Below are 22,075 nucleotides of genomic sequence, written 5' to 3'. Positions count from 1 at the left end.
CGGGCCTCGAACGGCGATGATGGTCGTATGACATCCGAGACGATGACGCTGCGCGCCGACGCGATGCTGACGCCCGAGGGCCCGATCGCCGATGCCGAACTCGCATTCGACGCCGATGGGCGCATCGCCTACGCGGGGCCGCGGCGAGACGGCGCGGCGCAGGGAGCACCCGTGCTCGACCTGCCGGGGCACGTGCTCATGCCCGGCCTCGTCAACGGGCACACCCACTCGGCCATGACGCTGCAGCGCGCGGTCTCCGACGACGAGGGATTCATGCCCTGGCTCGCGACGGTGCAGCGCATCGAGCAGCAGCTCACGCACGACGATCTCGCGGCGGGGCTCGACCTCGCCATGCTCGAGATGATCGAGACGGGCACCGTCGCGTTCGCCGACATGTACTACTGGGACGAGGCGCTCATCGAACGGGTGCGAGACGTCGGCATGCGCGTCTTCGCCGGGCTCGCCTGCTCGAACGTCGACCATGTCGCCTTCCCCGGCGTTTCGAGCTGGACGGGTGCCGACGTGCTCGCCGAGACGGAGCGGCTCGCGGAGCTCTACGCGGCCGACCCGCAGGTGCGGGTCGGTTATGCTCCGCATGCGCCGTACACCTGCACGCCCGACTTCCTGCGCGACGTGCGCGAGCGCGCCCTACGGCTCGGCATCCCGATCCACACGCACATCTCGGAGTCGCGCGCCGAAGTCGAGCAGATCACCGAGCAGTACGGCAGTACTCCGGGCGTCTACCTCGATTCGCTCGCCTTCTTCGACGCCGACGTGCACGCCGCCCACTGCGTGCACCTGACCGGGCCCGAGATCGAGCGCTTCGCCCAGGCCCGTGTATCGATCAGCCATAACCCGGTCTCGAACCTGAAGCTCGGCAACGGCATCGCGCCGCTGCCCGAGATGCAGGGTGCTCAGGTGCGGCTCGCGCTCGGCACCGACTCGGTCGCGAGCAACAACTCCCTCGACCTGTTCGAGGAGGTCAAGACCGCCTCGATTCTGCAGCGCGGTGCGCACCATGATGCCGCGATCGTGCGCGCGGCCGATGTGCTCGACATCGCGACGCGGAGGGGCGCCGAAGCGATCGGCTTCCCCGACTCCGGCGCCCTCGAAGCAGGCCGCCTCGCAGACGTCATCGCGCTCGACGTCACCGGCACAGCTGCGGCGCCGCTCGACCTCGCAGCCGTGCCCGAAGCACTCGTCGCGCATCTCGGCTTCGCCGCGACCGGCGCCGACGTGCGACACGTGTTCATCGGCGGACGGCACGTGTACGCCGACGGCCGCCACCTCGTGCTCGATGCCGACGCCGTGCGCGCCCGCGCTCGAGAAGCGCGCACCCGCCTGAACGCGTCGGCCGGGTGAGGGCGATGCTCCGTCCCGGCAGGCCCGAGCGCGCACGAAGACGAGCGTGGGGACGCAGATGCGCCGGTATCTGAAGCTCGCGTCGAACCGTCTCGTGCGCGACCCCGATGCCCTGTACGTGCATCCGTACTCGGTCGACCTCAGCATCGTGCCGTTACCGGTGAGAGTGGGCGTCTCGGAGGGCGACGCCCACGGGGCACATGGATCGTGCCTCTCGCTCGACGAGGCGCTATCGCCCGAATGGGCGGAGCACTTCGTGAACGCGAAAGGGGAGTGGCTGCTGCCCTATCTCGAGCGCCTGCACCGGGGGCAGGCGGTCGAGGAGTTCGAACTGATCGCCGACTACGAACGCCGCCACGGCCGTTCCCCGCGCATCTTCGAAGCGGACTGAAGCGGCGTCGGGCGCTCGGCGATCCCTGGAGGGAGCCGCTGCGTCTCGGCGCCTGCGACGGCCCGGCCTCAGGCGAGCTGAGACCGGTCGAACGCGTCGAGGCTGATGCCCTGCTCGAGCACGGTGCGCGCCCATTCGCGGGCCGAGTGCAGGCTGTGGTCGCGGTAGTTGCCGCAGCTCTCGGCGGTCGTGCCGGGCACGTCTGCCCAGGTGACGCGCTCGGCGATGTCTTCGAGGGAGCTCTTGATGGCGGCGGCGACCTCGGCGGGGGTCGGCTCGCCCCACGCGATGAGGTGGAAGCCGGTGCGGCAGCCGAAGGGGGAGATGTCGATGAGGCCGTCGAAGCGGGTGCGCAGCAGACCGGCGATCGTGTGCTCGATCGTGTGCAGGCCCGCGGTCGGAATCTCGGCGGCGTTCGGCTGCACGAGACGGATGTCGTAGTTCGAGATCGCGTCGCCTCTCGGGCCGCGTTCGACGCCGATCAGGCGGACGTAGGGGGCCAGCACGCGGGTGTGGTCGAGGGAGAAGCTCTCGACCTCGGCAAGTTCGACATCGCTCATGCCGCCAGTGTAGGGGCGGCCCGCGCGCCGCGTCGACGAGTGTTACCCCGTGTGGCGGCGCGCGGCCGGAGGGCCGGGCATCATCGGTGCGCCTACGCCGCGTGGGCGATGCCGCGACGGGTGAGCGCGATGCGCGCCCCGTGCCCGTCGGCGTGCTCGGCGACCTGCACCTCCCAGCCCGAACGGTCCAGGTGGGTGAGGTCGCCCTCGGCCGCGCCCAGGCTGTCGGTGTCGACGAGGTAGAGCGTGCGGCCCGAGGCCCGGTAGACCGAGCGGCGCTGCGCCCAGTCGGGGATGACCATCTCGCCGTCGCCGAGCGAGTGGTACGGCGTGCGGCTCGGGGCGGCGATGCCCGCGTGCGCGGTTATGGATCTGATGCGTGGTGGTGTCGTCATGGGGTGTCCTTTCGATACCTGCTCGGGGCGACGACGCCGGCGAGCGGTGGGGTGGGGCGCATCTCGCGGGGTCGCGGAGGCGCTGGCGCTGGCGGGCCGGCGGTGCAGGGCGTGCGTGACGCTTCTGCCGCCGGAGCCGTTCAGGCGCCGATTCGCGCAGCATTTCAGATGCGCGCTGGGGTCGGAGCGACCGTCGCGGGAGTCGATTCTTCGTCGCCCCGGCAGCTGCTCGTGAGAATGGCGAGAGATGCTCGAGGGCGGAAAACGCGGGTCGGTTTCGTGCCCAGCATGCTAGTTTAGAACATTGTTTCGATAAAAGCCAGTGCCGGGTGTTCTCGATAGTTCGGCGCGAGCACGCCCGCGGGTCGGGGTGGGGAGAACGATATGACGCAGTCGGTACCGCAGCAGGTGACGGAGACCGGCACCCTGCTGGTGTTCGCGCACGCCGATGAGGCGACGGCGTTCGCCGACGTCGAGCACTGCGTGACGGGCGTCGGCAAGGTCAACGCCGCCGTCTCGCTCGCGGCGGCGCTCGCCGAGGGCGGCGTGGAGCGCGTCGTCGTGCTCGGCACTGCGGGCGTCGTCGGCGACGGCGCCGCCCGTCTCGACCTCGACACCGTGTACCAGGTGACGGGGCTCGTGCAGCACGACTATTCGCTGCCGTCGCCGCTGCTGCGGCCCTCGGGCGAGGTCGTGCTGCCCGAGGTGCGCACCGCCGTCATGGCTACCGGCGACCAGTTCGTGAAGAACGACGAGCAGCGCACCCGCATCGCGGGCCTCGGCGCGGCGCTCGTCGACATGGAGGGTTACGCCTACGCGGCTCTGTGCGCGAAGTTCGGGGCGACGCTGCAGATCTTCAAGGTGCCGTCGGACTTCGCCGACAGCTCGACGACCGACGCCGAGTGGGATGCGATCGCGGCCCGCAAGAGCGTGCAGCTGCGCGAATTCTGGGACGCGGGGCTGCGCGAGGCCTGATGCAGGGCGCGCTTGTGACACGCGGCGCCGCTGCGGTGGCGGCGAGAGAAGTGCAGTAAAATCTGAGATCATGGCGCAAATTCATCCTGCGATCGGACTCGACGTCGGCGGCACTGGAATCAAGGGGGCCGGAGTCGACACGGAAACCGGTGAGAAGCTCACGTCCCGGCATAAGGTGCCCACCCCCATCGGCGGCACGCCTGCGGATATTGCCCGTGAGGTGGGAATCATGGTCGAGGCGATTCGTGCCGAGCTCGTCGCGGGCGATCTGATCTCGGCCGAGGCGCGCATTCCCGTCGGAGTGACCCTGCCCGGTGTCGTGCGCGGCGGAATCATGCGTACAGCAGCGAATGTCGATAAGAGCTGGATCGGTACTGATGCCACCGCATTGATCTCGGAGGCCGCAGGGGCGCACTGCCGCGTCGTGAACGATGCCGACGCAGCCGGTCTCGCTGAGGTCGTATTCGGAGAAGCCGCCGGCCTCGACGGATCCACGCTCGTGCTGGTGTTCGGCACCGGTATCGGTTCGGCGCTCATCTACGACGGCGCGCTCGTCCCGAACCTCGAGCTCGGGCACATCGAGTTCGACGGCCATCCGATCATCGAGCGCCACGCCGCAGCGAAGGTGATCGAGCGGGAAGGGATCACGCTGGCCGAGTGGGCGTCGCGCGTGGAACGCTACCTCCAGCACCTCGAGACGACCATGAATCCGGATCGATTCGTACTCGGCGGCAGCATCAGCAAAGCGGCAGACGAATACCTTCCCTTCGCAGGAGTATCGGTGCCGGTTATTCCGGCCCGCCTGCGCAATAATGCCGGAATCGTCGGTGCCGCTCTGCTCGCCGCGCAAGAGGCTGCGACGTAGGCCGCCCCTGCATCGGCTCGAGCTCCCGGCTTGGGCCCGGTGAATGCTGTTCGAGTCGGGGGTGCACAGCGGTGCGATGCCGGCTTCGTTCAGGCGGACGCTGCGGGTGCTACGAGCGCGGTCGTGTAGTCGATGAACGCACGCGCAGCTCGAATGGAAGCGCGGTATCGATCGGGGCCGAGCCGTTCGCGAGTTGGTCGAGGAGCAGCTGAGCAGCCCGGGCTCCCTGTTCGCGCGGGAACTGAGCGACCGTGGTCAGTCCGAAGAAATCAGAGAGGTCGTAGTCGTCGACTCCGACGATAGATATATCGGTGGGAACGTCGAGGCCGAGATCGCGCGCTGCGAGTATCGCGCCGATGGCCATTTCGTCGGATGCAGCGAAGATCGCCGTCGGCCGTTCGCGGTAGGGCAGCCCCAGAAGCTGCTTCGCGGCCCGGTATCCGCCCTCGATCGTGAAATCAGCATCGCGCACGAGCGCCGGGTTCGGGGCGAGGTTGGCGTCTCCCAGAGCGTCTGAGAATCCCTGCTGGCGACGGAGCGGCAGATGGAAGTCGGCATCGAACTCGGGGCCGCCTCCGATGTGGCCGATGCGCTCGTGACCGAGAGCGATGAGGTGCTGGGTCGCGAGCCGTGCGATGGCGATATCGTCGACTGCGAGCGAGGGCGCCCCCGGCATCGGACCGCCGACGCCGACCAGTGGCTTGCCGATCTGGTGGAGGCGCGCGACCTCTTCGGGGCTGAGCTCGAGCGCGATGGCGATCACGGCATCGACGCGCTGCCGCAGGAGGAAATGCTCGAATACCCGACTGCGTTCGCCATGCGCCCCTTCGAGGCTGTACAGCGTGACGTCGTACCCCGCGTGGAGCAGTGCTTGTTGCGCGCCGGCGAGCACTGTGGTGAAGTACCAGCGGTCGAGCACGGGCATGAGCACGCCGACGTTCCGGGTGCGACCGCTAGCGAGGCTCGAAGCATTGGAAGAGACCACATAACCGAGTTCGGCGGCAGCGCGTTCGACGCGCTGCTTCGCCGCCGCCGAGACGGCGCCGCGTCCGGAAAGGGCTCGCGAGACGGTGGCCGTCGATACGCCCGCGAGCCGCGCGACCTCGGCGATGCCCACTACTGTCACAGTCGTAGCCTAGTCAGTGCCGGGGTGCGCGCGCATCCGGGCGGATGACCCAGGCTGTCGTGTCGCGGGGAAGTTCTCCGTCGTCAGAGAGGGGAGCGCTGACCAGCGCGACCTCGCCGGCGGGGAGCGGGACGGGGTGCTCTCCGAAGTTCGTGATGACCCGTACAGCGCCGTTCGTGAAGTCGAGGACAGCTGCATCAGCGTCGTTCCAGACAAGTGCACCTGCGCCGAGCTCGTGGGCCCTGCGCGTCGCGAGCAGAGACCGATAGAGCGACAGCGTCGAATCGGGGTCCTCGCGCTGCACATCCCGGGCGAAGTTCTCCCAGTGCTCGGGTTGCGGCAGCCAGCTCGCCCCGTTCGGGCTGAACCCTGCAGCCGGCGCTTCGGCCTGCCACGGCAGCGGAACGCGACACCCATCGCGGCCGTACCGTTCGCCGCCTGTCCGCACCCAGGTCGGATCCTGACGCGCTTCGTCGGGGATATCGATCGCTTCGGGGAGGCCGAGCTCTTCTCCCTGGTAGAGGTAGGCGCTACCCGGGAGTGCGAGCATCAGGGATGTCGCGGCCCGTGCGCGCCGGAGACCCGTTTCTTCGTCCCCGAGCCCGGTCGAGCGAGGGCCGAGCCCGTGCCCTTGGAGATTCGTTTCGGTGAGTGCGAGCCTTGTGGCGTGGCGCACGACGTCATGATTCGACAGCACCCAAGTGGCAGGAGCCCCGACAGCGCCGAACGTCGTCAGCGATGCATCGATCACGTCGCGCAGGGCGCGAGCATCCCACTTGGCTTCGAGATACGCGAAGTTGAAGGCCTGATGCATTTCGTCGTTGCGCACCCAGAGCGCGGTGCGTTCGAGCGGATCGACCCACGCCTCCGCAGCGAGGACGCGTGCTCCGGAGTAGCTGTCGAGGATCCTGCGCCACTCGCGGTAGATCTCATGGACGCCGTCCTGCGCCCAGTAGGGTGCCGGCTCGGCAGGTTCGATGCTTCCTGCGCCCATGCTCCCGGCGTCAGCTGGGGGAGTCCAATCGGGCAGCCCTTCTGCCTTGATGAGCCCGTGTGCGACGTCGACGCGGAACCCGTCGGCTCCGCGGTCGAGCCAGAACCTGAGTATGCGTTCGAACTCCTGGCGGACCTCGGGGTTCGTCCAGTCGAAATCTGGCTGCGTCGAATCGAAGAGGTGGAGATACCATTGGCCCGGCGAGCCGTCTGAATCCGTCACGCGCGACCATGCGGGTCCACCGAATACGGAGCCCCAGTTGTTCGGGGGCTCGGAGCCGTCCTCGCCTTTTCCGTCGCGGAAGTGGTAGCGAGCGCGCTCCGGGCTGCCGGGCGCGCTTGCGATCGCTTCCTTGAACCACGGGTGCTGGTCGGACGAGTGGTTCGGCACGAGGTCGACGATGATGCGAATGCCGCGATCGTGAGCGGCTGCGAGCAGGTCGTCGAAATCCGCGAGCGTGCCGAACAGCGGATCGATGTCGCAGTAGTCCGACACATCGTAGCCCGCATCTTTCTGCGGAGACGTCATGAACGGGCTGAGCCAGACCGCATCGATGCCGAGTTCGGCAAGGGAGTCGAGCTGTGAGGTGATCCCGGCGAGATCGCCGACCCCGTCTCCGTTCTTGTCGGCAAACGATCTCGGGTACACCTGATAGATCACGGCACTGCGCCACCATTCATTGCTCATGGTTGCTCACTGTAGAGATAGGGCGGCACTTTTAGCAAGCGCTTGCACAAAGATGATCGTTCAGTTCATTTCTGCAATCTGAAATGTGCTACTTGCGAATGTCGTGCGATCATGCAATTGTGTAAGCGCTTGCATTTGCAAGTCTGTGACGAGCAGGCCGCTCCGGGCCGATCGCACTCCAACCACTCAGAAGAGGTGCACCGATGAAGGTGAGAACCGCAGCAAGGATCGCCCTGGGCGTCATGATCACCGGCGCCATCGCGCTCACGGGATGTTCGGCGAACGAAGGGTCGAGCGACGGTCAGGCGGATGGTGATGGCACGCCGATCACGGTCTGGGTCGATATCGAGCGCAAGCCCGCGCTCGACACCGTCGCGAAGGGCTTCACCGAGGACACCGGCGTTCCCGTGAAGATCGTGACCAAGGATTTCGAAACCGTCGATCAGGATTTCATCAGTCAGGTACCGACGGGGAAGGGCCCCGATGTGATCGTGAGTCCGCACGATAAACTCGGCGCGTATGTCGCAGCGGGCGTCGTCGCCCCGATCGAACTCGGCGAGGTTTCGAGCGAGCTCGCCGATGCCTCGGTCCAGGCGGTGACATACGACGGCAAGGTCTACGGCATGCCGTACTCCATCGAGAACGTCGCGCTCGTGCGCAATACGGCTCTCGTCTCCGACGCGAAGACGACCTACGATGATGTCATCGCAGCAGCCGAGGCGGCCGGCACGAAGTATCGGATGCTCGTCGGGCTCTCCCCCGAGCAGGGCGACCCCTACCACATGTACCCGCTGCAGACTTCGTTCGGTGCCGCGGTCTTCGCGCAGAACGACGATGGTTCGTACGATGCTTCGAAGCTGGTCATCGGCGACGAGGCCGGCACCGACTTCGCCCGGTGGCTCGCGACGCAGGGGGCCAACGGTTCGGGCGTCTTCAACGCGAACATCGACGGGGATCGCGCGCGCGAGTTCTTCATCGCGGGCGAATCGCCCTACTATCTGACCGGCCCCTGGAACATTCCCGCGATCAAGGAGGCGGGCATCGAGTATGCGATCGACCCGCTGCCCTCGGCCGGCGGTCAGGAAGCGAAGCCGTTCATCGGCGTCAATGCCTTCTTCCTCTCCAGCAAATCGACGAACACTCTCGCCGCTACCAACTTCATAGTCAACTATCTGAGCGATGAAGACGCGCAGTTGGCCCTCTACGATCTGGGTGGGCGCCCCCCAGCGCTCATTTCGGCCTACGAGCGCGCTGCTGCCGACGACCCGGATGTCGCGGCGCTCGGCGAGATCGGTCAGGCCGGAGTCCCGATGCCTGCGATCCCGGAGATGGGAGCGGTATGGAGCGATTGGGGCAATGCGGAGCTGCAGATCATCAAGGGCGAGGGCGGAGACCCGGCCGAGATCTGGGCGAAGATGGCCTCGAACATCGAGGCGAAACTCGCGGATTGAGCGTGTCGGTCGCAACGTCGCGGGCGGGCAGTGCAGACGCTCCGCGGCGTTGCGGCGGCCTCCGAGAGATAATTGAGCGACGCGACGAGGAAGTGCAAGTCGATGATTGAAGCCCCCGCAGACGCTGGACGGCGTCGACCGAACCCGCGACCCCGAAGGGGGACGTCTTCCGTACGACATAGCCGTGCATCAGGAGCCATGGTCGCGCTGCTGACGAAGATCGTGCTGCTCGGAATCATCGACGCCGTTGCGGTGCTCGCGGTCTATCTGCTCATCGCCGGCGAGCAATGGGTATCACTGGCCGTGGTCGTCGTCGCTGTCGCCCTCGTCAACGTCATCTATCTGAAACCCGGGTTGCTTCCGGGCAAGTACCTCACCCCGGGACTCTTCTTCCTTGCGGTGTTCCAGATCTTCGTCATCGCTTATACCGGGCTCATCGCCTTCACGAACGCGGGCGATGCGCACAACAGCACCAAGGACGATGCGATCGCGCAGATCGTGAGCACCTCTCAGGCGCGTCTCCCCGACTCGCCCGCATATACCGTGCAGGTCTTCAAGCAGGGCGATGAATTCGGGCTGCTCGTCGCGGAGCCGGATGGCGGACTCGCGTTCGGCACCTCCGACGACCCGCTCGAACCTGTGAAAGCCGCGCCGGATGGTTGGAGCGAACTGCAGCTCGGCGATGTCATCAAGCAGCAGGACGAGATTCTCGCACTGAGGGTGCCTGTTTCACCCGATGTCAACGACGGCACGTTGCGCACCTCCGATGGGCAGAACGCCTATGTCTTCACCTCGAACCTCGTCTACGACGAGACGACCGACACGTTCATCGACAACGAGACGGGCATCGTCTATGAAGACGATAGCCGCGGCATGTTCCGGTCTGCGGAGGGGGAATCGCTCACGCCCGGATGGCGCGTCGTCGTCGGAGCGGATAACTTCGCCTACGCCTTCAGCGACCCGCAGATCCGCGATCCGCTGCTGCGTGTCACGGTATGGACCTTCGTCTTCGCTGCCGGATCCACGTTCCTCGTCTTCGCCCTCGGCCTCCTGCTCGCGATCGTCCTCAACCATCCGACGCTACGCGGGCGAAAGCTCTACCGAGTTCTCGTGATCCTTCCGTATGCTTTCCCGGCCTACCTGACGGGACTCGTATGGGCCGGTATGCTCAACGAGCAGTTCGGCTTCATCAATGAAGTACTGCTCGGCGGTGCACATATCCCATGGTTGACCGATCCGATGCTCGCGCGCCTCAGCGTGCTGCTCGTCAACATGTGGCTCGGCTACGGGTACATGTTCCTCGTGTGCACGGGGGCGCTGCAGTCGCTGCCCGAAGACGTCGTCGAGGCTGCGAAGGTGGACGGCGCGAGTTCGTGGCGGATCTTCAGAGCGATCAAACTCCCGCTCCTGCTCGTCGCGGTCGCGCCGCTATTGATCTCGACATTCGCCTTCAACTTCAATAACTTCGGCGTGATCTACATGCTCACCAGGGGAAGCCCGAGATTCACGGACACGACCCTGGACATCGGAGCGACCGACATCATGATCACCATGGTGTACAAGGTGGCCTTCGGCGGCGGAGGAGGCAGGGACCTCGGCCTCGCATCCGCACTGTCGATACTCATCTTCATCATCGTCACGATAGTTGCGATCGTGAGCTTCCGGCGCACGAAGTCCCTCGAGGAGCTGACCTGATATGACCGAAATCCCAGACGCTGCGACGACTCGCGCAATCCTGCTCCGAGGAGACGCGGTCCCTCCTGCTCCGCGCCGGCGCCGCACGTTCGCCGGCCGGTTCGCAGATACCGGCTGGCGGCATCTCGTCGCCTGGGCCGCGATCGCGTTCGCGCTTCTTCCGCTGCTCTACATCGTTTCCGCCTCGCTCAATCCCGTGGGCACGCTGACCGGTTCGAACGAACTCTTCTCCTCGATCTCGTTCAGAAACTACAGCCGGCTCTTCAGCGACCCGAGCGTGCCGTACGGGACCTGGTACCTCAACTCGCTCCTCGTGGCGACGGTGACGAGTCTGCTCACCGTACTGCTGTGCGCTCTCGGAGCATATTCGTTCTCGCGCATGCGCTTCAGAGGTCGCCGTGTCGGTCTCGGTGCCTTGCTCGTCATCCAGATGTTCCCTCAGTTGCTCGCCATCACGGCTATCTTTCTGCTCATGATCCAGATCAGCGATGTCTTCCCCGCAGTCGGGCTCGGCACGCATGCCGGTCTCATCATGGTGTATCTCGGCGGAGCTCTCGGCGTCAATATCTTTCTCATGTACGGGTTCTTCAATACGGTTCCGCGCGCAATCGACGAGGCGGCACGCATCGATGGCGCCGGCCACGCGCGAATCTTCTTCACGATCATGCTGCCCCTGATCAGGCCGGTGCTTATCGTCGTCGGCCTGCTCGTCTTCATCAGCACTATCGGCGAATATGCGATAGCGAGCGTGATTCTGCCCGATCTCGAGTCGCAAACGGTCGCCATCGGTCTCTTCCAGCTCGTCTCCGGCTTCCAATCGCAGAACTGGGGCATCTTCTCCGCGGGCGCGATCCTCGCAGCGCTTCCGGTGATGGCATTCTTCCTCCTGTCTCAGAAATATCTCGCCGGAGGCCTCATCGCGGGCAGCGTGAAGTGACGGTCATCGTATGCGCACCGAAACGGAGGCGGTGTTCCGGCGGCCCAGTCGCCGCCGCTATCGAGCTCATGGGCGCTACAGATAGCCGGCGACGAACAGCGCGCAGATGAAGTCGGTTCGCCGTGCCTCGTCGTGCACGACGTTGACGCCGCGGGCCCCGCGAAGGCGATCGAGCGCGAGGGCATCGCGCTCGCCGAATGGGCCGGGCGCGTCTCCGCTACTGCGTCCGAGGCCTGAGCCGCGCCAGCGGCGTCGCCGGGGCGGGCAGCGGCGGTTCAGGCTCGTCGTCGGGCAGCCCGAAGCGCGAAACCCCGACGGGCGCCTGCGCTGCCGCGGCGGGTCGCTGCAGCGCATCCTCGGATACGTCGGCGACGCCCGTGGCGGCGATCTCGGCCTGCCACTGGGCGCGCGCACGCATGACCTCGTCGTGGTCGCGGCCGATGAAGTTCCACCACATCACGATCTGCTCGGGGAACGGCTCGCCGCCGAGCACGAGCAGGCGCGCGCCGGCGGCGCCCGCTTCGAGCCGCAACGACGCCGCCCCGGTCGAGAGATAGGCGAGGGAATCCTTGGCCACCTCGGTCGGCGCTCCGCGGCCGTCGAGCGTCGCCGTGATCTCGCCGGTATCGACGAGCACGCCGTGCTCGAACGCGGGGTCGAGGGCGAAATCGAGGGTCGCACCGGCTTCGAGCGAGACTTCGGCGCCGAGCAGCGGTGTGAAGGTCGCGACGGGCGAGGTGTGGCCGAGGGCGGTACCGAGGAAGACCTGGGCGACCCAGCCCGGCCCTTCGAGCACGGGCGGCGCGTAGTGCTCGAACGTCTTCTCGCCGTGCCGGGCGCTCTCGGGCAGAGCGATCCAGAGCTGCGCACCGTGCAGCACGGTGGTGCCTCGCGTCGAGCGCTCGGAGTGGCTGATGCCGTCGCCCGCGGTCATGAGGTTCAGTTCGCCCGGGCGCACGAAGGCGTGGTAGCCGGCGCTGTCGCGGTGCTCGATCTCGCCGGAGAAGAGCCAGCTCGCGGTCTGCAGACCCGTGTGCGGGTGCGCGGGCACGTTCATGCCGCCGGTCGCCGCGACGTCGTCGGGCCCGTAGTGGTCGAGGAAGCACCAGGCGCCGATGAGCGAGCGGGCGCGCTGCGGCAGCGTGCGGCGCACGTTCATGGCGCGCAGGCCGCCGAGCGGCACGTCGCGGGGGGCGATGATCTCGATCGCCGCGGGGGAGGCGGGGTCGCCCGGATGCGCCGTGCAGATGGTCTCGCTGGGCGCGGGGTCCGGGTTGCTCATGGTCGCCTCCTGCAGGGATCGCTGCGCGAACGGTGCGCGCTGTACCAGCTTCGCGCGCCGGCCGCGCCCGCACAAGTCGTGCCGGTCGCGTCGCTCAGGATGCGGAGGCGGCGCGACCGTCGCTCCGCCGTGGCCGGTACAGGTAGCCGGCGACGAGCAGCGCGCCGATGCAGAGCGCGGCACCGCTGACGACGACCGCCTGCGGGATGCCGACGGCCGCACCGAGGAGCGCGATCGTGACGCCGCTGAAGGTCATCATCCCCTGGGCGAACATGGAGTAGGCGCCGATGACCCGGCCGCGCAGGCCTCGCGGCGCCTCGAGCTGCACGATGCTCATCTCGGTCGACTCGGCGGTGATCTTCGAGAGGCCGCCGATGAAGAGCGCGACGACGGCGATGAGATACGACCCGCTCGCCGCGAAGGCGACCGTCACGGCCCCGAGCAGCACCGCGCTGACGACGGCCGTCGGCGCTGTCGCCGGCACTTTGCGCGTCGCTTCGAGCAGGAATCCGCCGACCACACCGCCCGCACCGTTCGCGAACAGCAACACTCCGTAGGCGAGTCCAGCCGAGCCCGCGCCGAGAATCTCGGCGAACTCGGGCATCGTGTTCTGCATGACCGCCGCGACTGTGAGCGCGTTGAGGGCGGTGAGCATGAACATGGCGAGAATCGTCCGGTGCCCCCGCAGTTCGGCCAGAACGCTGAATGCCGAGATGACGGTGACGCGCCGCTCCGCGACCTCGCGGGGCTTCTCGCGGCCGTGCCCGGTGAACCGGGTGCGTGCGAGGAATATGGTGAGCGGCAGGTAGAAGAGCACGTTCGCGAACATGCCGTACCCGGGTCCGATGCCGAGCAGCAGCAGGGAGCCGATGGCGGGGCCCGCCACGAACGCGAGACTGCGGAACGTCGCGTTCAGGCGCACCGCGCTCGGCAGCTGGGCGGGGCCGACGAAGTCGTAGAGCATCATCTGCTCGGCGGGCATCCACAGGCAGCCGGCGATGCCGTGCAGCACGAGCAGCACGCAGGCGTGCCAGAGCTCGAGGGTGCCGGTGAGGAAGAGCACGCCCCAGCACACCGAGACGAACATGAAGAGGCCCTGCGAGATCTGGATCAGCCGGCGGCAGTCGAAGCGTTCGGCGAGGGCGCCCGCGTAGACCGAGAAGAGCAGGAACGGCAGCCAGTGGCTGACGATCTGGAAGCCCACGAGCCACGGCTCGTGGAACACCTGCCAGAGTACCCAGTAGGCGAGCACGTGCTCGATGTTGTCGGCCATCATCGACAGCGATCCGCCCGAGATGTACAGGGCCGAGCTGCGATTGCGCATTGCAGAGAATCGGCGCGGATCTTCCCTCGGCGGTTCGAATGCGGTCACCGCATCACCATATCCCGATCGGCGGGTGCGTCAGGCCTCTGGTGCGCGCCGGACGGGATCGCAGGTGCACGCGGCGCAGCCGACACGAGAGAGGAAGCGAGAGGTGAGAGCGAATGTTCGCCTTTGAACACTCGCTGCGACCACTCTCTCCCGGAACACTGGTGAGCGCAAGTCGAAGAGGCGACGGAGACCGAACCGTGACCTGCGCGCGGGGCCCCTCCACCTGGGCGCGGCGGTGAGGCCCCGCGGGGCGATCGAGCGCTACGCGAGGAGCTCCTGCAGGGCTGCCTTCAGCTCTTCGCTCGTGTGGGTCTCCTGATCGAGGTTCTCCTGCAACAGGGTCGCGGCATCTGCGAGGTCGAGCTTCTCGGCGTGCAGTATGAGCCCGGAGTACGTGGCGATCTCGAAGTGCTCGTTGCCGAGCGCGCTCATCAGCGCGACCTGGTTGTGGAGCGTCGCATCCGACTTGTCGAGCAGGGCTTCGGCCTGATTCTTGATTCCGGTCGATGCCGGCGATGGCGCCCGAGTCGCGTCGGTGCCCAGCAGCGCGAACACCTGCTCGAGCTTCGAGATCTGTTCGCGGGTCTCGTCGGCATGGTGCGAGAAGAGTTTCTTGATCTTGCTGTCTCGGGCTGCGTCGTGCAGCTGGCCGAGCGCTTCGAGCGATCCGTCCTCCATCTTCAGCGCGCTGCGCACCTGATAGTGGAAGAGCTCTTCCGGAGTCGTGAGCTTCTGCTGTGCCATGTCATTCCTTTCGATTGCGCGTTGCGGAACGCTCCATCAGTGTGCTGAGGGTCGCACCCTGTTTCCAGGGGGTTGATTTGTCGTCGCAGTTCTGGGCAGGCTGAAAGTCGACGTGCGCCCGGCGGTCGGCCGCGGCGAGACCCGGAGACGCGGCCGAACGGAAGGGGCAGGGGATGGATTGGGAGACGGTGTTCCTGCCGAGCACCTCGGTGCTCGAGCTCGTGCTGCGCGGCACGGTGCTGTATCTCGCCGTTTTCGTGTTGATGCGGGTCGCGGGCCGGCGCGAGTCGGGGGAGCTGAACATGGCGGACCTCATTCTGGTGCTCGTGATTTCGGAGGCCGCGAGCATCGGCATCGGCGGCGAGGCGCACTCGATCGCCGACAGCATCGTCGTGGTCGTCACGATTCTGCTGTGGAGCATCGCGCTCGATGTCGCATCGTACCGATGGCACTGGGCTTCGCGGCTGGTGAAGCCCGCCGTGCGCCCACTGATCGTCGAAGGAGTGCTCGACCTGCGCACCGCGCGCCGCGAGCTCCTCACCCGCTCCGAGATCGATTCGGCGCTGCGCCAGCAGGGCATCGACGACATCGCCCGGGTCTACCGCGCCTTCGTGGAGCCCAATGGCACCATCAGCGTGATCGAACGCCCCGGCGGCTGAGCGCTACGGCGCGGATCGCCTCCGGCCGGCCGAGACCAGTCCTGTTGCCAGGTGGTTGCGGGTTACCGGCCAGAAATAGTGGATGGAAACTCGTTCTAGCCGCATAACCACGCCGTAAACCCGCACCCGTCTTACCCCGGCACCCTTAACTGTGCCCAACCCCCTCAACACGACCACCTGCGTGCTATGCGGAACCAAACTCGTCAAGAACGGGAAACACCCCTCGGGCACACAACGTTGGAGATGCCGCAACTGCGGCGCCTCGAGTACCCGTAAACGCCTTGACCTCACCCAGCGTGAGCAGCTCCGCGAGTTCGTTACCTGGCTCACCGGGAAACACTCCCAAACGGAGATCGACGGCACCCGCACCGGCCGCTCGTTCCGTCGCCGAACCGCCTGGTGCTGGGACCTCCAACCAGCCCTACCGCCCTGCGACACGGTCTTCCACGCCGTCATGGTCGACGGGATTTGGATCGGGACCTGGTGCCTCCTCATCGCGTTCTCCGACACCGGCCACGTCCTCGCCTGGCAATGGTCCGGCGGGGAAACCAGCGCCGCTTGGACCGCCCTCCTCGAACAGATCCCCGCACCCGGAATCCTCGTCTCGGACGGCGGCAGCGGACTCCCCTCCGCACTCCGACAAGTCTGGCCCCACACGAAACATCAACGCTGCATCTTCCACCTACAACTCAACATCACCCGGCACCTCACGAGAAACCCCCGCACCACAGCTGGCCGAGCACTGCGTCGACTCGTCACCCAGCTCAGCGACGTACAAGACGAGGACGACGCGATCGTATGGCAGCAACGCCTCGATGAATGGTGGCGCACCTTCGGATACCTCACTCGGGAGCGCACCCTGCTGCGCAACGGGGAATTCGGGTACACCCACGATCGACTCCGCAAAGCCTGGCTCCTCGTTCAGAACGTCGTCAGGAAGGATCTCCTCTTCACCTACGTCGTCTACGGGAACCCGAGAACGACTTCACCCCTCGAGGGCGGAGTGAACGCGCTACTGCGGGACGTGCTGAAACGGCATCGCGGCATGAACGAGGAACACCGCAGACGCGCCGCCGAATGGTTCCTCACCCTGCAAGAGCTCCCTCTCGGAGAAGCCCTCACTACCGCGGCACCCGTCCCGAAGAAACCATCCCCGAGAGCGCCGGAAACTCCGCACAAGCCAGCACTCTACGACACTGGCCTCCAAGCAGCCGACGGGCTCTGGAAGCGGGCCGGATGGGCAGGTCGGGGATGAACACACCCGACGCCATCCACTCTTTTTGGCCGGTAACCCGTGGTTGCCGCGGAGCGTTCGGCAGGAACGAGGAAACCCCCGCGATCCCTGTCGTTTCAAGGGATCAAGCGGGGGTTTCGGTGGCGGTGACGGTGGGATTTGAACCCACGGTAGGGGGTTACCCTACACAACATTTCGAGTGTTGCACCTTCGGCCGCTCGGACACGTCACCGCGAAAAAGAATACGACATGACGAGGGGGTTACGCGAATCGAGGGGAAATCGCCGGGCGTGTTGCTGCCGGATCAGTGCCGCATCGGTGCCGCTTCGGCGGACGTCAGCGCCCCGAGGGCCCGCTGGTCTCATCGGCGAAGCGATCCTTCAGCTGGTCGCGCGTGGCAAGACCGAGCTTTGCGCGCGCCTGCGCGATGTGCGACTCGACGGTGCGCACGCTGCAGCGCATCTCCTCGGCGATCGCCCGATTGCTGAGGCCGGTCGCGGCGAGCTTGGCGGCCGCCGTCTCGCGCGGGGTGAGGCGCTCGCGCTGACCGGTGCTCGGGGTGCAGGCGTCGAACCATGGCACCGCGGCCGAGATCTTCGCTTCGAGCGCCGTGATGCGCTCGTCGGTGCTCGCCACGCTGCCGCTGGCGCGTCGGCGCAGGTAGATGCGCCTCGCTTCGCGGTAGGCGTGCAGGCCAGGGGCCCAGAAGCCGTGGCTCACGAGCTCCTCGCCGGCGCGGATGAGCGCGGCGGGGTTCTGGTCGCGCACCGCGTCGAGGTGCCGGCGGATGGCCGGGCGGTCGGGCGCCTCCTCGAACTCGGCGGCGTCGATGCGGATGCCGCTGTACCGGGCGTACTCATCGAGGGGAGCGCCGAGCCGGTCTGCGGCGGTCTCGTCGAGCAGGCCGACGCAGTACTGGAAGAGCGGGCTCAGCTGCCCGGTGACGGGGGCCGGCGCGACCTCCTGCGCCGGGATGCGGCCCGACTGCTCGATCACGGTATGCAGTCGCCAGGGCAGGAAGCGGGGCACGCGGCCGGCGAACTGATCCCACTCCTGCAACGCACGTGCGCCGGCACCGCACATGACCGCCGTATGCGATGCGTGCAGGTGCGTGAGCCAGATGCGGTGGCGCGACTGGCCGGGCAGCATCGCGGTGAGTTCGGTCGTTCCGCCGTCGGGCGCCGCGAACATCGCCGAGAAGAGCCGGGTCATGCTGCGTGCGACGGTCGCGGTCTCGAGCGCGTCGCGCGAACTATCGTTCGCGCCCACGGCGAGCTGAGCGATGCGCTGCTCGACGCGGCTCCCGGCGAACTTCCGGTAGCGCAGCCCGAAGAACGACGCCTCGAAGGTGATCAGCTGCTCGGCGAGCAGGGAGACCTCGGGGAGCCGATGGCCGCGGGCGATGCGCAGCAGGGCCGGAATGTCGGCACCGAGCGGCTCGGTGTCGTTCCAGCGGTGCGCGACGAGCTGCGCATCGAGCCACGCCTCGTCGTCGGGCCCGATGTCGGGGTCGCACTCGTGCGGGATGCCGGACTCCGCGGTGAGCCGTGCGCGGAGCAGCAGCAGCGCGAAGCGGTGGCTCGCATCGAGCGACGGCAGGTCTGAGTTGGCCCGCGGCGGCTCGGCGGTCAGGATCGCCTTGAGACCGGTGTGGGCATCGCGCAGCACCGTGGTGAGGCGGGCGCGCTCGAGGGCGGAGAGCCCGGGCCCGTTCTGCCCGAGACGCAGCAGGATGTCGCGCGCCTGGGCGCCCTCGCCGAACGAGACGAGGTCGCCGATGACACGGTGGAAGAACTGCGGGTGCTGCGACTGGGGCACGGTGCCGGCGGCGTCGGTCGCCGCTGCGGAGCGCTGGTGCAGCACCCGACTGCAGAAGATGGCCTCCTGGTCGGGCAGCGGGATGCCGTAGTACTCCTGGGCGAGCAGATGGTCGGCGACTGCGAGGCGGGTGCGTGCGAGCTGCTCGGAGTCGGCGAGCCGCTCGAGGGCTGCGGCGTACAGGCTCGGCACCCCGACGAGCGAGCCCGGGCCGGGTACGGAGAGCAGGATGCCCGCCTTCTCGAGCCGAGCGGCGGCTTCGTCGCCGATGAGGTCGGCGACGCCGCTGCGGCTGCGCGCGCCGGTCTCGGCGAGCACGATAGCGGCGGCGATGCCCGCGGCATCGAGGTGCCGCGTCGCGAGGTCGGCCGCCTCTTTCAGCGATGCGAGGCGCATGTGCTCGATGTGCAGCCGGCCGATGCGGGGTCGCGGCACGAGCTCCAGGGATCCCGCAGCCTGCAGCTTCATGAGGTCGAGCGCCCACCCGGGGCGTCCCCACGAGAGCCTGCCGATCGCTTCGGCCGTGACCGCATCGATGGAGGCGCCCGAGTGCACGTGCACGAGCCGGGCGATCTCGTCTTCGGAATAGGGGTCGAGCCGCACCGTGCGGGCATCGTCGAGGCTGCGTTGCAGCGCGGGGGCGTCGAGCCCGATGCCCCCGATGCCGGAGAGGGGAGCATCAGCGCCCGAAGCCTCGGTGAGGCTGCCGACGAGTGCGGCGCCCGCGGCCAGTCTGCGCTCGGCCGCGCGCAGCAGCTCCGGTGGTGCGGCGACGTAGTCGTCGAGGAGCAGCAGCGCGCGCGGCGGTGCATCATCCAATGCCTCCGATGCCCGGCGATCCAGCGCATCGATATAGCAGTGTGCGATGTCGCGCTTCGACAGGGCTACTGAGAGCGCCCGCAGGGCGTACGTCTTACCGCTTCCCGTCGGTCCGCTGAGCACCACCGATCGTTGCGTATCGACCGTGCCGAGAACCGTGTGAACAAGCCGTTTCGCATTCGACGTGCTTCCCCCCTGCATGAGCATCCCCCCGAGCTCGTCCAGACAACTGGAATCAGAGCTTTGAGCCCCGACGTGATCCCAGAATAGGCATTCTTGACCGTTTACGCAGGCTTCGGACTCGTGTCTCCGGTGCTCGGGGCGTGTCCCGCAGAGCATCTCTCTGCGTAGTCGATCACTGGATTATCAGTAGCAATTCGATTGTGAATGAGTATCTCGAGGCCTTCATGTGCGAGGTACGCATTTCCGTGGACGCAGTCTCTCTTTGCTGAGAGTCTTCTGTACGGGTATCTCTGTGGCAGCTGTGCACCTTCACGGGCGAACAGATGGGGCAGGGGTACGCGGATAGACCTACTCGCGGGATGACAATTGGGGAGTCTCTTGGAAACGAACACGCACAACGTGAGGAAGCGCAGACGCAGTCTGCGTCCACTCGCGCTCGGAACAGCGGCGGTCACAGCGCTCGCCGCCGGCGTACTCACGGCGCCGCTCATGGCCTCGGCCGACAACCAGGCCGACCAACTGCCTGACGGCACGGTCTCGGCCGCGCACGGTCACGGGCTCTACACCAATCTGCTGGGGCTCGATCTTCTCGGCACTGCCACAGCATTGTCGTACGCGCCCGATCAGGTCGGACCCGAACAGAGCGAGATCGACGCCACCCTTCTGGGCGCTCTCGATCTGAACCTCGGCAATGTCACCCTGCCGCTGCTGAAGAACCCTGACGACCCGAACTCGCAGGGACTGCTCTCCCTCGGCGAGCTCGGGCTGATCTCGAGCTATGCGTCGTCTCCTGACGACCTCAACTCCGTGGCCGCATCAGGCCTCATCACCGATGATGGCGCGCTCGACCTCGAGGCGAACCCCGACGGTGAACTCGAATCTGCCCACGTCGATCTGTCGGCATTGCTGGCCCAGCTGATCGGCCAGGAGGCGGTGGACAACCTGATCGACCAGGCGCGCATCGAGGTCGGTGCGCTCGGCGCTCGTGCGGAGAAGGCCGACGGCGAGATCTCGAGCGAGTACATGGTCGCCGACCTCAACGTCGATGTCAGCAGCCCGCTCGTGGGCGGGCTGACCGGCACGGTCGACGGCGTGCTCGGCGAGCTGTTCAGCGGTGTCGAAGGCCTGGTCGGTACGGGCGGCGCAGTTGAGTCGCTGGTCAGCGGTGTGCTGTCAGGCATCGATGCGTTGGATGTTCCGTTCGTGCTCAACACGAGCGCGACGCTGAATGAACTCTCCGTCAATACAGAATCGCTGACTGATGAAATTCGTGCGGCGCTGCTGCAGGCTCCGCTCGAGAACGCCGAAGGCAGTATTTCGGTGAACCTCGCCGACGGCACGATCAACGTCAAGCTCGGCCAGGTCCTGGTGGACAGCACGGGCGCCGCTGATCTCAACTCCCTGCCGGCGAACACCGAGGTGCTCAGCGATACCGTGATCAACGCCATTCTCGACGGCGTGTCTGACGCGCTGATCGGCCCCGGCGAGAATTCGCTCGTCACCAAGGTCGTGAACCTCGTGACCACCGGGATCTATGATGTCGAACTCAACGTCGATCTCAGCCTGGCCATCAATGTGATTGGCGTTATCAACCTGGCCGACGCACCGGTCACGGTGAAGGGCACCCTGGGGGAGTTCATCGAAGGCAACGCAACAGTCGACGTCAGCAAGATCAAGGTAGCCGGTATCCCGGTGGGTTCTGTGGTACAGCCCGTCACTGACCTGCTCACTGATTTGGTTGGCGATATCGGCGGCCTGGTGAAGCCCCTCGTCGAGAACGTTGTCGCACAGGTCCAGCCGCTGCTCATGAGCGCGCTGCAGCCGCTCGTCACCGATCTCATGGATAACGCTCTCGAACCGATCCTGAGCAAGTTGGTGCAGCTCCGCATCAACGAGCAGCCCACCGCTACTCCGTTCGAGGAAGCCGGCGGAGATCTGGGCGATGGCAGCTTCACCGTGCGGGCGCTGAGCCTGAACGTGCTGCCGCAGGCGGGTACCGGAAGCGCGATCCCTGTGCAGATCGGTTCGGCGACTGTCATGGCCGAGGACCCGGTCGCAGAGCTCACCGCGACGCCGAACCCGGTGAAGCAGGGAGAGACCGTGACCGTGAGCGGCTCGGGCTTCACTCCGGGCGAGACAGTCACTGTCACTCTTCCCAACGGCGACGTTTGGGACGATGTGGTTGCAAATGAGGATGGAGAGTTCAGTTTCGGTTGGACTGTCCCTGCGGACTACGCGCCCGGAAACGCAGTCTTCAAGGCTGACGGTGCGACTAGCGGGCGTTCTGCTTCGGCGACGACTGTAGTCGAGGCCGCGGATACCGGCGCTGATGCGAACACGAATGCGTCGGCTTCGGCTGCTGCTTCGGCGAACGCGGACGATGACAGCAATGCTTCGGCTCAGGTCGCGGCGCAGGCTGCGGCTCTCGCGGATGCGACGTCGACGGCTTCGGCTGCGGCGGATGTGACGGCGAATGCTGCGGCTGAGGCTGCTGCTGATCCGGATGCGTCGACGGCTGCTTCGGCT

At 66.8% G+C, this 22,075-nt stretch carries 18 protein-coding genes and 1 tRNA gene; 10 read left to right on the top strand and 9 right to left on the bottom strand.

Translation table 11 applies throughout. The annotated features are described in order from the left end of the window. The first annotated feature begins 27 nt into the window (after positions 1 to 27). Both NHL51_RS12560 and NHL51_RS12555 read left to right on the top strand, forming a co-directional pair. Entirely contained in the window at positions 28 to 1,362 is a 1,335-nt protein-coding gene (locus NHL51_RS12560; protein ID WP_434144268.1) for an amidohydrolase, read from the top strand. Positions 1,363 to 1,408: 46 nt separating this feature from the next. Next, a complete protein-coding gene (locus NHL51_RS12555; RefSeq protein WP_434144266.1) occupies positions 1,409 to 1,753 on the top strand; it encodes a hypothetical protein in 345 nt (114 codons plus the stop codon). Positions 1,754 to 1,821: 68 nt separating this feature from the next. Here NHL51_RS12555 and NHL51_RS12550 read toward each other — a convergent pair whose 3' ends face one another. Continuing rightward, positions 1,822 to 2,313 (bottom strand): S-ribosylhomocysteine lyase, encoded by a 492-nt coding sequence (locus tag NHL51_RS12550; protein ID WP_434144264.1) that lies wholly within the window; start codon positions 2,311 to 2,313, stop codon positions 1,822 to 1,824. Positions 2,314 to 2,405: 92 nt separating this feature from the next. After that, positions 2,406 to 2,708, bottom strand: coding sequence for a hypothetical protein (locus NHL51_RS12545; RefSeq protein WP_434144263.1), 303 nt, complete (start codon positions 2,706 to 2,708; stop codon positions 2,406 to 2,408). Between the two features lie 384 nt (positions 2,709 to 3,092). Here NHL51_RS12545 and NHL51_RS12540 point away from each other — a divergent pair, with 384 nt between their 5' ends. Further along, a complete protein-coding gene (locus NHL51_RS12540) occupies positions 3,093 to 3,683 on the top strand; it encodes a purine-nucleoside phosphorylase (protein ID WP_434144261.1) in 591 nt (196 codons plus the stop codon). A 70-nt stretch (positions 3,684 to 3,753) separates the two neighbouring features. Further along, positions 3,754 to 4,548: a polyphosphate--glucose phosphotransferase gene (ppgK, locus tag NHL51_RS12535; RefSeq protein WP_434144259.1), complete on the top strand. Its 795-nt coding sequence runs from the start codon at positions 3,754 to 3,756 to the stop codon at positions 4,546 to 4,548. A 109-nt stretch (positions 4,549 to 4,657) separates the two neighbouring features. Here the strand turns inward: ppgK and NHL51_RS12530 are convergent, their stop codons facing one another. Both NHL51_RS12530 and NHL51_RS12525 read right to left on the bottom strand, forming a co-directional pair. Continuing rightward, complete coding sequence (locus NHL51_RS12530) at positions 4,658 to 5,674, bottom strand: LacI family DNA-binding transcriptional regulator (RefSeq protein WP_434144257.1); 1,017 nt, start codon at positions 5,672 to 5,674, stop codon at positions 4,658 to 4,660. A 13-nt stretch (positions 5,675 to 5,687) separates the two neighbouring features. Continuing rightward, positions 5,688 to 7,355 carry a glycoside hydrolase family 13 protein gene (locus NHL51_RS12525; RefSeq protein WP_434144255.1) on the bottom strand — a complete coding sequence of 556 codons (1,668 nt, stop codon included), beginning with the start codon at positions 7,353 to 7,355 and terminating at the stop codon, positions 5,688 to 5,690. A gap of 203 nt (positions 7,356 to 7,558) precedes the next feature. On the opposite strand from NHL51_RS12525, the gene NHL51_RS12520 reads away from it, so the two are divergent. From NHL51_RS12520 to NHL51_RS12510, 3 genes are all read left to right on the top strand, one after another. Next, positions 7,559 to 8,806, top strand: coding sequence for a sugar ABC transporter substrate-binding protein (locus tag NHL51_RS12520; protein ID WP_434144253.1), 1,248 nt, complete (start codon positions 7,559 to 7,561; stop codon positions 8,804 to 8,806). 198 nt (positions 8,807 to 9,004) lie between these two features. Further along, positions 9,005 to 10,501 (top strand): ABC transporter permease subunit, encoded by a 1,497-nt coding sequence (locus tag NHL51_RS12515; protein WP_434144251.1) that lies wholly within the window; start codon positions 9,005 to 9,007, stop codon positions 10,499 to 10,501. Position 10,502: 1 nt separating this feature from the next. Further along, positions 10,503 to 11,438, top strand: a complete 936-nt coding sequence (locus NHL51_RS12510) for a sugar ABC transporter permease (protein ID WP_434144249.1) — start codon at positions 10,503 to 10,505, stop codon at positions 11,436 to 11,438. Positions 11,439 to 11,655: 217 nt separating this feature from the next. Here NHL51_RS12510 and NHL51_RS12505 read toward each other — a convergent pair whose 3' ends face one another. The 3 genes from NHL51_RS12505 to NHL51_RS12495 all read right to left on the bottom strand — a co-directional run bounded on the left by NHL51_RS12505 (position 11,656) and on the right by NHL51_RS12495 (position 14,836). Further along, positions 11,656 to 12,720 carry a pirin family protein gene (locus tag NHL51_RS12505; RefSeq protein WP_434144247.1) on the bottom strand — a complete coding sequence of 355 codons (1,065 nt, stop codon included), beginning with the start codon at positions 12,718 to 12,720 and terminating at the stop codon, positions 11,656 to 11,658. Between the two features lie 94 nt (positions 12,721 to 12,814). Next, positions 12,815 to 14,044, bottom strand: a complete 1,230-nt coding sequence (locus NHL51_RS12500; RefSeq protein ID WP_434144246.1) for an MFS transporter — start codon at positions 14,042 to 14,044, stop codon at positions 12,815 to 12,817. 309 nt (positions 14,045 to 14,353) lie between these two features. Further along, positions 14,354 to 14,836, bottom strand: coding sequence for a ferritin-like domain-containing protein (locus NHL51_RS12495; RefSeq protein WP_434144244.1), 483 nt, complete (start codon positions 14,834 to 14,836; stop codon positions 14,354 to 14,356). A 173-nt stretch (positions 14,837 to 15,009) separates the two neighbouring features. Here NHL51_RS12495 and NHL51_RS12490 point away from each other — a divergent pair, with 173 nt between their 5' ends. Both NHL51_RS12490 and NHL51_RS12485 read left to right on the top strand, forming a co-directional pair. After that, on the top strand, positions 15,010 to 15,495 hold the full coding sequence (locus tag NHL51_RS12490) for a DUF421 domain-containing protein (protein WP_434144243.1): 486 nt from the start codon (positions 15,010 to 15,012) through the stop codon (positions 15,493 to 15,495). A 151-nt stretch (positions 15,496 to 15,646) separates the two neighbouring features. Then, positions 15,647 to 16,750 (top strand): IS1249 family transposase, encoded by a 1,104-nt coding sequence (locus tag NHL51_RS12485; RefSeq protein WP_434144241.1) that lies wholly within the window; start codon positions 15,647 to 15,649, stop codon positions 16,748 to 16,750. Between the two features lie 120 nt (positions 16,751 to 16,870). On the opposite strand, the gene NHL51_RS12480 is transcribed toward NHL51_RS12485, so the two are convergent. Both NHL51_RS12480 and NHL51_RS12475 read right to left on the bottom strand, forming a co-directional pair. Beyond that, positions 16,871 to 16,961 (bottom strand) — tRNA-Ser (locus NHL51_RS12480). A 104-nt stretch (positions 16,962 to 17,065) separates the two neighbouring features. Further along, on the bottom strand, positions 17,066 to 19,366 hold the full coding sequence (locus tag NHL51_RS12475) for a helix-turn-helix transcriptional regulator (RefSeq protein WP_434144239.1): 2,301 nt from the start codon (positions 19,364 to 19,366) through the stop codon (positions 17,066 to 17,068). 561 nt (positions 19,367 to 19,927) lie between these two features. Here NHL51_RS12475 and NHL51_RS12470 point away from each other — a divergent pair. Beyond that, on the top strand, positions 19,928 to 22,075 hold a 2,148-nt coding region (locus tag NHL51_RS12470), incomplete at its 3' end, for a choice-of-anchor G family protein (RefSeq protein ID WP_434144238.1).

It is taken from the genome of Leucobacter sp. gxy201 (genome assembly GCF_051043335.1).
GTDB lineage: Bacteria > Actinomycetota > Actinomycetes > Actinomycetales > Microbacteriaceae > Leucobacter.
The sequence above is the reverse complement of the archived record's forward strand: the minus strand, read 5'-3'. Positions and strand labels throughout refer to the sequence as shown.

Coding starts and splice junctions, on each gene's coding strand:
- NHL51_RS12560 (WP_434144268.1), top strand. CDS start 28: ATGACATCCGAGACGATGACGCTGCGCGCCGACGCGATGCTGACGCCC.
- NHL51_RS12550 (WP_434144264.1), bottom strand. CDS start 2,313: ATGAGCGATGTCGAACTTGCCGAGGTCGAGAGCTTCTCCCTCGACCAC.
- NHL51_RS12545 (WP_434144263.1), bottom strand. CDS start 2,708: ATGACGACACCACCACGCATCAGATCCATAACCGCGCACGCGGGCATC.
- NHL51_RS12540 (WP_434144261.1), top strand. CDS start 3,093: ATGACGCAGTCGGTACCGCAGCAGGTGACGGAGACCGGCACCCTGCTG.
- ppgK (WP_434144259.1), top strand. CDS start 3,754: ATGGCGCAAATTCATCCTGCGATCGGACTCGACGTCGGCGGCACTGGA.
- NHL51_RS12525 (WP_434144255.1), bottom strand. CDS start 7,355: ATGAGCAATGAATGGTGGCGCAGTGCCGTGATCTATCAGGTGTACCCG.
- NHL51_RS12520 (WP_434144253.1), top strand. CDS start 7,559: ATGAAGGTGAGAACCGCAGCAAGGATCGCCCTGGGCGTCATGATCACC.
- NHL51_RS12515 (WP_434144251.1), top strand. CDS start 9,005: ATGGTCGCGCTGCTGACGAAGATCGTGCTGCTCGGAATCATCGACGCC.
- NHL51_RS12510 (WP_434144249.1), top strand. CDS start 10,503: ATGACCGAAATCCCAGACGCTGCGACGACTCGCGCAATCCTGCTCCGA.
- NHL51_RS12505 (WP_434144247.1), bottom strand. CDS start 12,720: ATGAGCAACCCGGACCCCGCGCCCAGCGAGACCATCTGCACGGCGCAT.
- NHL51_RS12500 (WP_434144246.1), bottom strand. CDS start 14,044: ATGCGCAATCGCAGCTCGGCCCTGTACATCTCGGGCGGATCGCTGTCG.
- NHL51_RS12495 (WP_434144244.1), bottom strand. CDS start 14,836: ATGGCACAGCAGAAGCTCACGACTCCGGAAGAGCTCTTCCACTATCAG.
- NHL51_RS12490 (WP_434144243.1), top strand. CDS start 15,010: ATGGATTGGGAGACGGTGTTCCTGCCGAGCACCTCGGTGCTCGAGCTC.